This window comes from Streptomyces sp. NPDC008150 (assembly GCF_042956945.1).
Taxonomy (GTDB): domain Bacteria; phylum Actinomycetota; class Actinomycetes; order Streptomycetales; family Streptomycetaceae; genus Streptomyces.
Genome location: NZ_JBIBHJ010000009.1, coordinates 251945 through 264103, shown reverse-complemented (window position 1 = coordinate 264103; position 12159 = coordinate 251945). Strand labels below are relative to the sequence as shown.

At 73.4% G+C, this 12159-nt stretch carries 10 protein-coding genes; 4 read left to right on the top strand and 6 right to left on the bottom strand.

The window, feature by feature from the left end:
* The first annotated feature begins 241 nt into the window (after window positions 1–241).
* A complete protein-coding gene (locus ACFZA0_RS23185; protein ID WP_391020083.1) occupies window positions 242–1504 on the top strand; it encodes an acyltransferase family protein in 1263 nt (420 codons plus the stop codon).
* Here the strand turns inward: ACFZA0_RS23185 and ACFZA0_RS23180 are convergent.
* On the bottom strand, window positions 1471–2139 hold the full coding sequence (locus tag ACFZA0_RS23180; RefSeq protein ID WP_391020080.1) for a TetR/AcrR family transcriptional regulator C-terminal domain-containing protein: 669 nt from the start codon (window positions 2137–2139) through the stop codon (window positions 1471–1473). The genes ACFZA0_RS23185 and ACFZA0_RS23180 overlap by 34 nt on opposite strands.
* Before the next feature lie 76 nt (window positions 2140–2215).
* On the opposite strand from ACFZA0_RS23180, the gene ACFZA0_RS23175 reads away from it, so the two are divergent.
* A complete protein-coding gene (locus ACFZA0_RS23175; protein WP_391020077.1) occupies window positions 2216–3691 on the top strand; it encodes an FAD-dependent monooxygenase in 1476 nt (491 codons plus the stop codon).
* A 22-nt stretch (window positions 3692–3713) separates the two neighbouring features.
* Here ACFZA0_RS23175 and leuE read toward each other — a convergent pair whose 3' ends face one another.
* Together leuE and ACFZA0_RS23165 are read right to left on the bottom strand one after the other, a co-directional pair.
* Window positions 3714–4367: a leucine efflux protein LeuE gene (leuE, locus tag ACFZA0_RS23170; protein WP_391020074.1), complete on the bottom strand. Its 654-nt coding sequence runs from the start codon at window positions 4365–4367 to the stop codon at window positions 3714–3716.
* A 102-nt stretch (window positions 4368–4469) separates the two neighbouring features.
* Window positions 4470–6050: a methylmalonyl-CoA mutase family protein gene (locus ACFZA0_RS23165; protein WP_391020072.1), complete on the bottom strand. Its 1581-nt coding sequence runs from the start codon at window positions 6048–6050 to the stop codon at window positions 4470–4472.
* A 223-nt stretch (window positions 6051–6273) separates the two neighbouring features.
* Here ACFZA0_RS23165 and ACFZA0_RS23160 point away from each other — a divergent pair, with 223 nt between their 5' ends.
* Entirely contained in the window at window positions 6274–7158 is an 885-nt protein-coding gene (locus ACFZA0_RS23160) for a L,D-transpeptidase family protein (RefSeq protein WP_391020070.1), read from the top strand.
* 235 nt (window positions 7159–7393) lie between these two features.
* On the opposite strand, the gene ACFZA0_RS23155 is transcribed toward ACFZA0_RS23160, so the two are convergent.
* Window positions 7394–8581 (bottom strand): extensin, encoded by a 1188-nt coding sequence (locus tag ACFZA0_RS23155; RefSeq protein WP_391020067.1) that lies wholly within the window; start codon window positions 8579–8581, stop codon window positions 7394–7396.
* Window positions 8581–9255: a sigma-70 family RNA polymerase sigma factor gene (locus ACFZA0_RS23150; RefSeq protein WP_391020064.1), complete on the bottom strand. Its 675-nt coding sequence runs from the start codon at window positions 9253–9255 to the stop codon at window positions 8581–8583. Before ACFZA0_RS23150 ends, ACFZA0_RS23155 begins: the two co-directional genes overlap by 1 nt.
* A 465-nt stretch (window positions 9256–9720) precedes the next feature.
* Here ACFZA0_RS23150 and ACFZA0_RS23145 point away from each other — a divergent pair, with 465 nt between their 5' ends.
* Complete coding sequence (locus tag ACFZA0_RS23145) at window positions 9721–10329, top strand: Uma2 family endonuclease (RefSeq protein ID WP_391020062.1); 609 nt, start codon at window positions 9721–9723, stop codon at window positions 10327–10329.
* Window positions 10330–10332: 3 nt separating this feature from the next.
* On the opposite strand, the gene ACFZA0_RS23140 is transcribed toward ACFZA0_RS23145, so the two are convergent.
* Window positions 10333–11961 carry a family 20 glycosylhydrolase gene (locus ACFZA0_RS23140; protein WP_391020060.1) on the bottom strand — a complete coding sequence of 543 codons (1629 nt, stop codon included), beginning with the start codon at window positions 11959–11961 and terminating at the stop codon, window positions 10333–10335.
* Window positions 11962–12159 lie beyond the last annotated feature (198 nt).

The following is a 12159-nucleotide window of genomic DNA, read 5'->3' as shown; positions in this document are numbered from 1 at the left end:
TCCAGGTTGATGCGTGGTCTGTCGGTTTGCCGCCGCATTGAGCTCGGTCGAGAGCGTTCGGTAAGAGATTCACTGCGACGTAAGGAGGAGGTTGAGAAAAAGTAGGAAGCGAAAGCGACGCCCGGGTGAACTCACAGGGGCCGCGGGGAGAAACGTTGACCCGGTACGCCGGAGGCCCTCCCGGGCGGGTTTAGCGTGCTGTCGTGCTGTGGTCCGGCTGTCGGCCTTCGAGGGGAATTCTGTGATCGACACGTCCGGAGCGACGCGTGAGGCCGACCCGTCCCCCGCGCTCCGTGCCGAACCGCCGCCCGAGACAGGCCCCGCGGCCGGAACCGCCGACGCGCGGTCCGGGGAGGGGCCGTCCGGCGGCGGGAAGGCCGGCGCCAGGCCGCGGCTGCGCGCCCTGGACGGCCTGCGGCTGGTCGCCGCGCTGATGGTGGCCGCGTACCACTACGGGGGCCGCGGCGGCGACGTCACCACCGCCTGGGGCACCTCCGCCGCCCATCTCTTCCCCACGCTGCACGGGTACTTCGCGTACGGCTGCCTGGGCGTCGAGGTCTTCTTCGTGATCAGCGGCTTCGTCATCTGCATGAGCGGCTGGGGCCGGACGCTGCGCTCCTTCTTCGCCTCGCGCGCCTCGCGGCTGCTGCCCGCCTACTGGGCCGCCGTGCTGCTGGTGACCGGGGTGTTCGCGCTGCCCGCGGTGGTCTACGAGGCGGTCTCGCCCAGCGACCTGCTGGTGAACCTGACCATGTTCCAGCAGCCGCTGGGCGTGGACCGGGTGCTCGGGGTCTGCTGGACGCTGTGGGCGGAGATCCGCTTCTACGCGCTGTTCGCCCTGTGCGTCGTGCTGCCGGGCGCGACCCGGCGCCGGGTGGTCATGTTCTGCGCCTGTTGGACCCTGGCCTCCGTGCTCACCGTGTCGGCCCGACAGCCGCTGCTCGACGTGGTGCTGATGCCCGAGTACGCGCCGTTCTTCATCGGCGGGGTCGGTCTCTACCTGGTCCACCGCGACCACCGCGACGTCCACGGCTGGGGCATCACGGTGGTGAGCTGGCTCATCGGCCAGCACCTCGCGGTGCGCGACCTGTGGCACGCGCCGTCGGCGGACGCGTTCTCCAACCGGAGTTCGCTCGGCATCGTGCTCGTGGTGACCTTCGGGTTCGCGGCGGTCGCGGTGATGGCGCTCGGCGTGCTGGACCGCGTGAACTGGCGGTGGCTCACGGTCGCGGGAGCCCTGACGTACCCGTTCTACCTGGTGCACGAACACCTGGGCTGGGTGGTGATACACGAACTGCACCACGGCCTGCACGTGCCCGCGAAGGCGACGTTCGTGCTCACCGTGGTCACGATGCTGGTGCTGGCCTGGCTCCTGCACCGCCTCGTCGAGAAGCGCCTCACCCCGCTGCTGCGCACCGCGCTGGCCGGGCCGCCCGGCGGCACCCGGACCGCCGCCCCGCCCGCCCCCGGTCAGGACTCCCCGGCGGCCGCGCCCGGCCGGTAGCGCGCCTCGACACCGGCGACGACCATGGCCAGGCCCTCCTCGAAGAGCCGGTCGTAGTCCTGGAAGAGGTCCGCGCCGGCCGCCGCCGTGAGCGGGAAGTCGGCCAGCAGCCGCGCCCGTTCCCCGACGTCGAACCCGGGCCGCCGCTCCCCCGGCAGCGGCCGTACGCCCTGCTCCTCGGCGACGAACCCGAGCGTGTACAGGTACGCGGTGCTGGTCGCGCGCACCGACTGGGCCAGGGTGAAGCCCGACCCGGTGAACAGCCGCAGCGTCGCCTCCATCTCCACGCCGTGCAGGGTGCCGGTGAAGCGCGAGCCGCTGTACACCTTCGCGCCGTCGCGGTAGCTGAGCAGCGCCGCGCGCAGCCCGTGGCAGGACGTGAGCAGTCGCTCCTGCCACGTCGCGTCCGCCGGCGGCGGCGCGCCCTCGACCATGCGCCGGTACATCTCGGTCGCCATCTCGTCGAGCAGCGCCTGCTTGTCCTTGAAGTGCCAGTACAACGCGGGCGCCTTGACGTCCAGTTCACGGGCGATGGCACGCAGCGACAGACCGTCCAGGCCCACCTCGTTCAGCAGGGCCAGAGCGGTGTCCGCGACGCGCTTGCGGTCCAGGGGGGTTCGGCGGTCGGTACTCACGCTTGACAATTTAACAGCGTTAAGGCCACTCTCGAAGCCCGGGAACTTAACAGCGTTAAGGAGAGGTGGGCGCGCGATGGCTGCCGAGAACAGGGGCGCGGAACCGGAGCTGGACGTCCTGGTGGTGGGCGCCGGTCCGACCGGCCTGGCACTGGGCGTGGACCTGGCCCGGCGCGGTGTGCGCGCGCTGGTGGTGGAGCGCGGGGACCGGCTCTTCCCGGGCTCGCGCGGCAAGGGCGTGCAGCCGCGCACGATGGAGGTGTTCGACGACCTCGGCGTGCTCGACGCGATCCGCGCGGCCGGCGGCCCGTACCCGGTCGGCATGATCTGGCGGGACGGGAAGCGGCTCGGCGAGCACAGCATGTTCGACCCGCCCGAGGACGCCGAGGACGACGGTGCGCCGTTCCTGGAACCGTGGATGGTGCCGCAGTGGCGCACCCAGGAGATCCTCGCCGCGCGGCTGCGGGAACTGGGCGGCCGGATCGCGACCGGGCACGAAGCGGTCGGGGTCGAGCAGGACGCGGACGGGGTGACGGTGCGCTTCGCCGCCGGGGAGCCGGTGCGCGCCCGGTACGCGGTCGGCGCGGACGGCGGGCGGTCGGCCGTGCGCCGCGGCCTCGGGGTGGCGATGACCGGCGAGACGCTGGACCCGCTGCCCACGCTGGTCGCGGACGTCGGGGTGACCGGCATCGACCGCGACAACTGGCACATCTTCCCGCCGCAGGACGACGGGGGCGACGGGGGCGACGGAGGCTTCCTGGCGCTCTGCCCGCTCGCGGGCACCGCCCACTTCCAGCTCGTCGCGCGGTTCCCGGAGGACGTCGCCCCCGGCCTGTCGCTCGACGACATCCGCCGACTCGTCGCGGCCCGGACCCACTTGACGGCCGACGACGTCACCGAGGTGCGCTGGGCCTCGGACTTCCGGCCGCGCGCCGCGCTCGCCGACCGCTTCCGGGTGGGCCGGGTGTTCCTCGCCGGGGACGCCGCGCACGTGCACTCCCCGGCCGGCGGCCAGGGCCTCAACACCAGTGTCCAGGACGCCTACAACCTCGGCTGGAAGCTCGGCGCGGTACTGCGCGGGGGCGCCCCGGCCGCACTGCTGGACACGTACGAGGAGGAGCGGCTGCCCAACGCGGCCCGGATGCTGGGGATTTCGACCGGCGTGCACCGCGGCGAGGTGCGGCGGGGCGCCGCCACCCGTCAACTGGGCCTCGGCTACCCGCAGTCGTCGCTCAGCGAGGAGACCCGCGCGGGCGGCGCCGGGCCCGTCGTCGCCGGCGACCGGGCGCCGGACGCCGCGACCCCGGACGGCGGCCGTCTCTTCGACGTGTTCCGCGGGCCGCACTGGACGCTGCTCACCGTCGGCACGGACACCGCCCTGCCGCCACTGGGCCTGCCGACGGCCCGGCTGGCCGCGAGCACGGCCTACGGCCCCGGCGTGTACCTGGTCCGGCCCGACGGCTACGTGGGCTGGGCCGGCGCCACGCCGGACGGGCTCGCCCGGTACGCGGCCCGGACCGGGGCGGTGGCGCCGGACGGTGCGGGGGTCTGAGCGCGGTCCCCGCGCACCGGGGCTACGAGCCGGCCAGTGACAGCTTCACGGCGAAGCCCAGGAAGAGCGCGCCCGCCGCCGAAGTGGCCCATGCCGAAAGGCGCTTGCGGCGGCGGAAGGCCGCGGCCAGCCGGGTCCCGCCGAAGATCAGCGCGCTGAGGTAGAGGAAGCTCGCGAACTGGGCGAAGGCGCCGAGCACCACGAACGACAGCGCCGGGTGCGCGTAGCCGGGGTCGACGAACTGCACGAAGAAGGCGACGAAGAACAGGATCGCCTTCGGGTTGAACAGGCTGACCACGAGCGCCCTGCGGTAGGGGCGTTCACCGGCCGGCCCCGCGTCGGGCGCGGCGTCCCGCTCGGCACGCTCGTGGCGGCGGCGCCAGGTCGCCCGCGCCGCGCGCAGCATCCCGACCGCGAGCCAGGTCAGATAGCCGGCACCGGCGAACTTCACGATCCCGAACAGCACGGCGTTGCCCTGGAGCAGCGAGGCGACGCCCGCCGCCGACAGCGTCATCAGCACCGTGTCGCCGCACCACACGCCCGCGGCGGCGGTGTACCCGGCGCGGGTCCCGCGCCGGGCGGCGACGGAGAGCACGTAGAGGGAGTTGGGGCCCGGGAGCAGGACGATGAGGACGAGGCCCGCGAGGTAGGTGGGAAGGTCTATAACACCGAACATGTCAACGAGTGTCGCACGCGGGCAACGGCCCGAGAGGGCCCGAAATCGCCACGAGGGCGCCCGCGGCGGGAACGCCGCGGGCGGGTCGCCGCGGCCCGGGGCTCAGAACGCGTCGGCCGGTACGTAGGTGCCCCACACCTCGCGCAGGGCGTTGCAGACCTCGCCGACCGTGGCGCGGGCGCGCAGCGCGTCCTTCATCGGGTACAGGACGTTGTCCTCGCCCTCGGCGGCCTTCTTCAGCGCGGTCAGGGCGGCGTCGACGGCCGCCTGGTCGCGCTCGGCGCGCAGCGCGGCGAGTCGGTCGGCCTGCTGCTTCTCGATGGTCGGGTCGACGCGCAGCGGCTCGTAGGGCTCCTCGGCGTCGAGCTGGTAGCGGTTGACGCCGACCACGACCCGCTCGCCGGAGTCGGTCTCCTGGGCGATGCGGTAGGCGCTGCGCTCGATCTCGCCCTTCTGGAAGCCCTGCTCGATGCCGGCCACGGCACCGCCCATCTCCTCGATGCGGTCCATGAGTTGGACGGCCGCGCCCTCGACGTCGTCGGTCATCCGCTCGACGACGTAGCTGCCCGCGAAGGGGTCGACGGTCGCGGTCACGTCCGTCTCGTAGGCGAGGACCTGCTGGGTGCGCAGGGCGAGGCGCGCCGACTTGTCGGTCGGCAGCGCGATCGCCTCGTCGAAGGAGTTGGTGTGCAGCGACTGCGTCCCGCCGAGCACCGCGGCGAGGCCCTGGACGGCGACGCGGACCAGGTTCACCTCGGGCTGCTGCGCGGTGAGCTGGACGCCGGCGGTCTGCGTGTGGAAGCGGAGCATCAGCGACTTGGGGTTCTTCGCGCCGAACTCCTCCTTCATCACCCTGGCCCAAATGCGCCTGGCCGCGCGGAACTTGGCGACCTCCTCCAGGATCGTGGTGCGTGCCACGAAGAAGAACGACAGCCGCGGCGCGAAGTCGTCCACGTCCATGCCGGACGCGACCGCGGTGCGCACGTACTCGATGCCGTCGGCGAGCGTGAAGGCGATCTCCTGCGCGGGCGACGCGCCCGCCTCGGCCATGTGGTAGCCGGAGATGGAGATGGTGTTCCACTTCGGGATCTCGGCGCGGCAGTACTTGAAGATGTCCGCGATCAGCCGCAGCGACGGCTTCGGCGGGAAGATGTAGGTGCCGCGCGCGATGTACTCCTTGAGCACGTCGTTCTGGATCGTGCCCGTCAACTTGTCGGCGCCCACGCCCTGTTCCTCGGCGACGAGTTGGTACAGGAGCAGCAGCAGCGCGGCGGGCGCGTTGATCGTCATCGACGTGGACACCTTGTCGAGCGGGATCCCGCCGAACAGCACCCGCATGTCGTCGAGCGAGTCGATCGCCACCCCGACCTTGCCGACCTCGCCGCTCGCGATCGCCGCGTCCGAGTCGTGGCCCATCTGGGTGGGCAGGTCGAAGGCCACGGACAGGCCCATCGTGCCGTTCGCGATGAGCTGCTTGTACCGGGCGTTGGACTCGGTGGCCGTGCCGAAACCGGCGTACTGGCGCATCGTCCACGGGCGTCCCGTGTACATCGAGGGATACACGCCCCGGGTGAACGGGAACGCCCCCGGTTCGCCCAGCTTCTCGGCAGCGTCCCAGCCCTCCAGGGCGTCCGGCCCGTAGACCGGCTCGATGGGCAGTCCGGACTCCGACTCGCGCGCCATGGCGTGCCTCCGCGTTGCTTCGTTACTTCGACTCGGCTGATGACCCGGCTTGGTTACTCACTGTGAAAGCGGCCCCGACACGGACTGTAGCGGCGGCCGTGCGCCGGGTGCAGTGCCCCACGCTGGGACCTTGCTCACAGGACCGGCGTGGGTTCGCGCACGGCGGGAGAGGGGCAGCATGTCCGGTGCAGCGCCGGACACCACACGGACATCGGGGGTCGTCATGCGTCCAACGCGCGGTATCGGCACGGTCGGCGCGCTCGCCTCGGCGGCGGCGCTGACGGTGGTGTGCGCGGCGTGCACGGCACCCGCGGACGGCGGCGGGAACTCCCCGGTGCGCATCACGTTCCCCACCGCGACCCGGTCCGCGGCGGCGCCGACGGCGACGCGCGCCCCGGCCACGCGCACCCCCGCCGACGCGAAGCCGTCCGCGGGCGGGGCCGCGCCGAGCACCGCGAGCGGCGCGTCCGCCACCGCGCCGGTGCTCTGGTCGCGCGGCGACACGGGCCGCGACGTGCGCGAACTCCAGGCGCGGCTGCGGCAGGTGGAGTGGCTGTTCGACGGGCCGACGGGCACGTACGACGACCTGACCGAGGCCGCGGTCAAGGGTTTCCAGGGCAAGCGGGGGCTGCCGAGGACCGGCGAGACGGACACCGTCACCTGGAAGCGCCTGGTGGCGATGACCACCGAACCCGGCCAGTGGGACCTCTACCTGATGGGCGGCCAGCCAGCCGCCGCGCCCGACCCGCGCTGCCTGACGGGCCGCGTGCTGTGCATCGACAAGACGAGCCGGACCCTGCGCTGGATGATCGACGGGCGGACGGTCCTGGAGACCGCGGTCCGGTTCGGCGACGTGGGCACCCCGACCCGCGAGGGCGTCTTCCAGGTCTACTGGAAGTCGCGCGACCACGTGTCCACGCTCTACGACGCGCCCATGCCGTACGCGATGTTCTTCAGCGGCGGCGAGGCGGTGCACTACTCGTACGACTTCGCCGCGCGCGGTTACGCCGGGAACTCGCACGGCTGCGTGAACGTGCGGGACGAGGCTGCCGTCAAGCGGCTCTTCTCGGAGGTCCGGACGGGCGACAAGGTCGTCGTCTCCTGGTGAACCGGGCCTTCCCGCACGGGAGTTAGGGGCACTTGGCACCGGGTCGCGGCGGCGGAGGGGGCGCGGGCGGGACCGGGGGAACGTGCCCCGCCCGCGCCGGGAACGCACGGGCCGTGGGTACGGGGGGAACCCCCGGCCGCGTGCGAGGGCCGATGACCAGTCGGCTCACTTCTCACTGCGCCGCCGGCCGCGAAAACGTCACACCCCGGCGAGAACGCCGGGCACGGCAGGGCCGTCAGTGGCCGCGGGGGCCCTTGCCCGCCGCGTGCGCGCCGCCCCGGCCGGACGGCTTGCGGTGCCTGCCGCCCTTCGCCGCGCGGCCCGGCCCGGCCGGCGCGGGGGACTCGGCGGTGGTGGCGAGCATGCTGACCGTGCCGCCCGCGGTCCGCCGGCCGGCGGCCTCGTCGTCGCGGCCGGGGTCCGCCGGCCCGCCCGCCCGGTCGTCGGCGTCGCGGTCGTCGGCGCGGGCGTCGCCCGTACGGGCGTCGGTGCGGGCTTCGGTGCGGTCGGCGTGCGTCGAGCCGTCGGACCGGCCGGACCGGTCCGGCCGGTCGCTCTGCCCGTCGCCGCCGTCGCCGTTCCGGCCGTCGCCGGAGCCGCGGGCCGATCCGTACGTGCCGGAGGCCGGGTCGCCGCCCGGGTCGTCCAGTACCGCCTCGCAGTAGTCGCGCACCCGGGACGAGCCGCCCGCCGCGTCGTCCAGGGTGCGCCGGCCGGCGTCGGACAGCCGCCGCCCGTCGAGCAGTTCCTCGCAGTCGGAGGCGACACCGCTCCACCACCGGGCGGAGTGCCCGTCGTGCGCGGTGCCCGGCAACGGCGCGTCGCCGGTCGCGCCGGCGGTCTGCGAACCGGAGACGCTCGCGGCGCCGCCGTCGGGGCCGGTGGCGGAACCGGAGGGGCCGTCCTCGGAGGGCGAGGCGAACGGCTCGCCGGACATCGGTCCCGTCGCCGACGTCGCGGGCGCCGGATCGGCCTCCCCGAACGGCGTGCGCAGCACCCCCGACGTGGCCGCCGCCGCGACCCCGCCGAGCATTCCGGCGGCGAGCACCGCGGACAGCCCGAGGCGTACGAGGGGCCGGTGGCCCGTGGGCTGCGCGGCGCCGCGGGCGGCGTGCCGGCCACCGCGGACCAGGCCGAGGACGACGGGGCCCTCCGCGGCGTCCGGGACGTGCGCGACGTCCGGACGCGCGGCCCGGAAGGCGGCCAACGCGGCCTGCTCGCCCGGGGTTTCGAGGTCCGGCCGGGACGGGACGTGCAGGGCGGCGAGGGTGCGCGCGAGGCGTTCGGCCACCGCGTCGGCACCGGCGTCCGCGTCCCCGGCACCGCCCTCACCGGTGTCCGTGCCGACGGGGTGCGGCGGCTCGCCGCGCAGCAGTCGCTCCGCGGTCTCGCGGTCCAGCCACTTGTCCTGCTCGTCGGCCATCACATGTCCTTCTGCGTCCGTGCGCGCACTTGCGTCACACCGGCGGGCGGACCCGCCGGTGCGACGGGACGGCCGAGCGGCTCCCGCCGGGCCGGCGGGACACCGGCCGCCTCCGCCGGTCCGCCCTCGGCGCCGAGCAGTTCCGCGAGCCGCTTCAGACCGCGGTGCGCGGCCGTGCGGACGGCGCCGGGGCGCTTGCCCAGTGTCTCCGCCGCGGAGTTGGCGTCGAGGCCGACGACCACCCGCAGCACCACGGCCTCGGCCTGGTCGCGCGGAAGCTGCGCGATGAGGGAGAAGGCGGTGCCGGTGGCGAGGGCCTCGATGGCCTCTCCCTCGGTGTCCGACTCGGCCGCCCGTGCGGTCAGTTCGGTCTCGTCGGCGACGGTCGCGGGGCGGCGGCCCCGCATCCGTATGTGGTCGAGCGCACGGTTGCGGGCTATCCGGGCCGCCCAGCCGCGGAAGCGGTCGGCGTCGCCGCTGAAGCGGCCGAGGTCGCGCGCGATCTGGAGCCACGCCTCGGACGTCACGTCCTCGGCGTCGGCCTCGCCGACCAGCGTGCGTGTGTAGCCGAGCAGCCGCGGGTGCACGGCGCGGTACACAGAACGGAACGCGGTCTCGTCCCCGTCCTGCGCCGCAAGCACCGCGGCGGTCAGCTCCGCGTCGTCCCCCAGCACCGTTCCGCCCCTTTAGTGCGCCCAGGCCGGACCGCTGCCGCGGACCGGGTACTCGCCGTGGTCGTTCCCCCGAAGTGGTGATTGCGGAGTCCGTCACAGGTGCTCTGGTCGAACGGAAGTCCGCGCTCGGCGCGAAAGGCACGTTAAGGCCTGAAACCACTGGCCGTCCACGTCCTTCCCCGTGTGCGCCGGCTCCCGGGACCCCACCGGCCCCGGCGGGTCCGGCCTGGCGCGCCGTCAGGTGTGACGGAACCGTGACCGAGAGGTGTGACAGAAAGCGCGTGCGCGGCGCTGAGGGGAATACGGGCCGCCGCGTGGCCCGTACCTGCGACGGCCGGGGCCTCTCCTGTGGGGGGTGGCGGTCCCGGCCGTCGTTCCGGTCACCCGTCCCGCCACGACCGGGGCGGGACACCGCGCCCCGGGAAGCCCCCGGCCCGCCACCGCCGCAGCGGCTACCGTGGACGCATGACCGCACTGCCCGAGTGGATGCGTCCGCCGCGCGCGGAGGGCTGGTTCGCGGAGGACCTGGACCGCCTCCCCGAAGCGCCGCGCCATACCGAACTGATCGACGGAGCACTCGTCTTCATGATGTCGCCCCAGCGGTCCTGGCACAGCCGTGTCGTCACCGCCCTGACCGTCGCGCTGACGGCGCTGGCTCCTGCCGGCAGCGAGGTGGAGCGGGAGATGACGATCCGCCTCGACCCGCGCAACCGTCCCGAACCGGACCTGCTGGTGACCACGGCGGCCTTCGACGGCGACCGCACGTCGTACGCGCCGGAGGACGTCCGGCTCGTCGTCGAAGTGGTCTCCCCCGAGTCCGCCCACCGCGACCGCACCGTGAAGCTCCGCAAGTACGCGGAGGCGGGCATTGCGCACTACTGGCTCGTCGAGGACGAGGACGGCCAACCCGCGTTCCATGTCTACGAGCTCGACGGGCCGACCGGAACCTACGTGGCGGCCGGCATCTTCCGGGGCTCCCTGAAGCGCGCCGTGCCCTTCGCGATCGATCTCGACCTCGACGGCCTGACGCCGCCCCGGTCCGACCGGACGAACCGGCCGGACCGGACGGGTTGAGCCTCAACCCACCTTGTCCGCCAGCGACTTGAACTGCGTCCAGGTCAGCGCCGGGGTCCCCGGGTCCCAGAGTTTCTGCACGGTCGCCCGCAGCGGGAGCCTGATGCCGGACGCGACCTGGGCCTGGGTCTGCGCGTTGGGCAGGTCGCACCAGACGGAGAACGAGGCGCCGAGGATCTGGTCGTTGTACTTCGAGGGCACCGGGGTCGTGCCGCGCACCACCAGCGGGGTCCACTTCTCGTAGATCCGCTGCCCGGTCGGGTAGACGAAGGTGTTCGGCTGGCCGAGGACGTAGTAGAGGAACTCGTCGTTGTAGTTGATCAGGTCCCGGCCGGTGCTCAGGTACTCGACGGGCTGCCGGGCGCCGATCTCCTTGCCCGTCCAGTACGCGACCTGGAGGTCGTCGTCCGGCGTGACGTTGGTGGCCGACTTGTAGAAGCCGTCGTTCCAGGCGCGGATCTTCCTGTCGTGCGCGGCCACCGAGTCGGCGCGGTCGTTCATCCACGCGGTGGTCAGGTCGGACACGGTCCCGCCGGAGCCGTACGCCTCGCGCGCCGCCGCCGCGAGCTGCGGGTACGACGTCTCGGGGTCGGAGACGGTCAGCGCCTGGTACTCGTCGCCGCCCAGGTGCCACTTGTCGCCGGGGAAGACGTCGGCGTACTCGTTCAGCAGGTCGTCGACGAGGTCGGCGGCGGCCGGCTTGGAGATGTCGACGGCACCCTTGGTCGCCACGCCCCGCGCGTCGCGCAGCTGGAGGTCCGGGTGGGCGGCGATCACCGCGCCGAGGTGTCCGGGCGAGTCGATCTCCGGGACGACCGTGATGTGCCGGCTCGTCGCGAGGTCGACGATCTTCTTGACCTGTGCCTTCGTCAGGTGGTCCTTGGAGACGATCTCGGGGTGGCTGCTGGACTCGATGCGGAAGGCCTGGTCGTCGGAGAAGTGCAGCCCCAGTTCGTTGTACTTGAGGTCGCCGATCTCCTTGACGCGGTCCTCGATCCAGCCGGCGGTGAACGGCTTGCGCGCGATGTCGAGCGTGAAGTTGCGCACCGGCTTGGCCGGCCGGTCCTTCACCACGCCCTCGGGCGCCGTGCCGCCGCCGTGCACCTCCTGCTTGAGGGTGCGGGTGCCGTAGAAGACGCCGGTGTCGGCGGGCCCGCTGATGTCGACCCGGCCGCCGCGCACGGTCATCGTGTACGACTCCGCGCCCGCGCTGTCGTCGTCGCTGAGCGAGAGCCGTACGTCGCCGGCCCGCACGTCGTCCTTCTCGCCGGCGTACGTCAGGCCCAGCTCGCCCGCGACCAGCTTGCCCTCGTCGGCGAGGTCCGCGTCGCTGACGACGACCCGGTCGCCGTGCGCGGGACGCCAGCCGGGGCCCCGGGCCGCGGTGTGGTCGCGCACCGCCGGGATCACCTCGGGTGCCTTGGACAGCGGGTAGGAGCGGGTCGGACTGGGCGTCGGGGACGGCGAGGCCGCCGCCGACTCCTGCCCCGCGTCCGCGGGTCCGTCGTCGTCCCGGGAGGCCCACAGACCGAGGCCGACGCCGACCGCGGCCACCGCCACGACCGCCGTGCCGGTCAGCACCCGCCGCTGCTTCCTGTTGTTCGCCGCGTTCCGGCGCCTGTGCTGACTCACGCCGCCAACCTAGGGCCCGAAAAACGGAGCTTCGTCCACCACACGTTGCGAAACTCTCCCGTCCGAGTGAAATTCGCGCATCCGTCGGACACGTCACGCTCGATGTCGATAACGTGACAACACATTTCTCACAGCATCCCCTGACGGCGCTCATGTGTCCTGCACAGGGGCCGTCGCCGCACCCCCCACATCGCCGAG

Excerpts from the sequence above, each read along its gene's own strand:
- ACFZA0_RS23145 (WP_391020062.1), top strand. The coding sequence starts at position 9,721 with ATGACCGCACTGCCCGAGTGGATGCGTCCGCCGCGCGCGGAGGGCTGG.
- ACFZA0_RS23165 (WP_391020072.1), bottom strand. The coding sequence starts at position 6,050 with ATGGCGCGCGAGTCGGAGTCCGGACTGCCCATCGAGCCGGTCTACGGG.
- ACFZA0_RS23155 (WP_391020067.1), bottom strand. The coding sequence starts at position 8,581 with ATGGCCGACGAGCAGGACAAGTGGCTGGACCGCGAGACCGCGGAGCGA.
- ACFZA0_RS23160 (WP_391020070.1), top strand. The coding sequence starts at position 6,274 with ATGCGTCCAACGCGCGGTATCGGCACGGTCGGCGCGCTCGCCTCGGCG.
- ACFZA0_RS23175 (WP_391020077.1), top strand. The coding sequence starts at position 2,216 with ATGGCTGCCGAGAACAGGGGCGCGGAACCGGAGCTGGACGTCCTGGTG.
- leuE (WP_391020074.1), bottom strand. The coding sequence starts at position 4,367 with ATGTTCGGTGTTATAGACCTTCCCACCTACCTCGCGGGCCTCGTCCTC.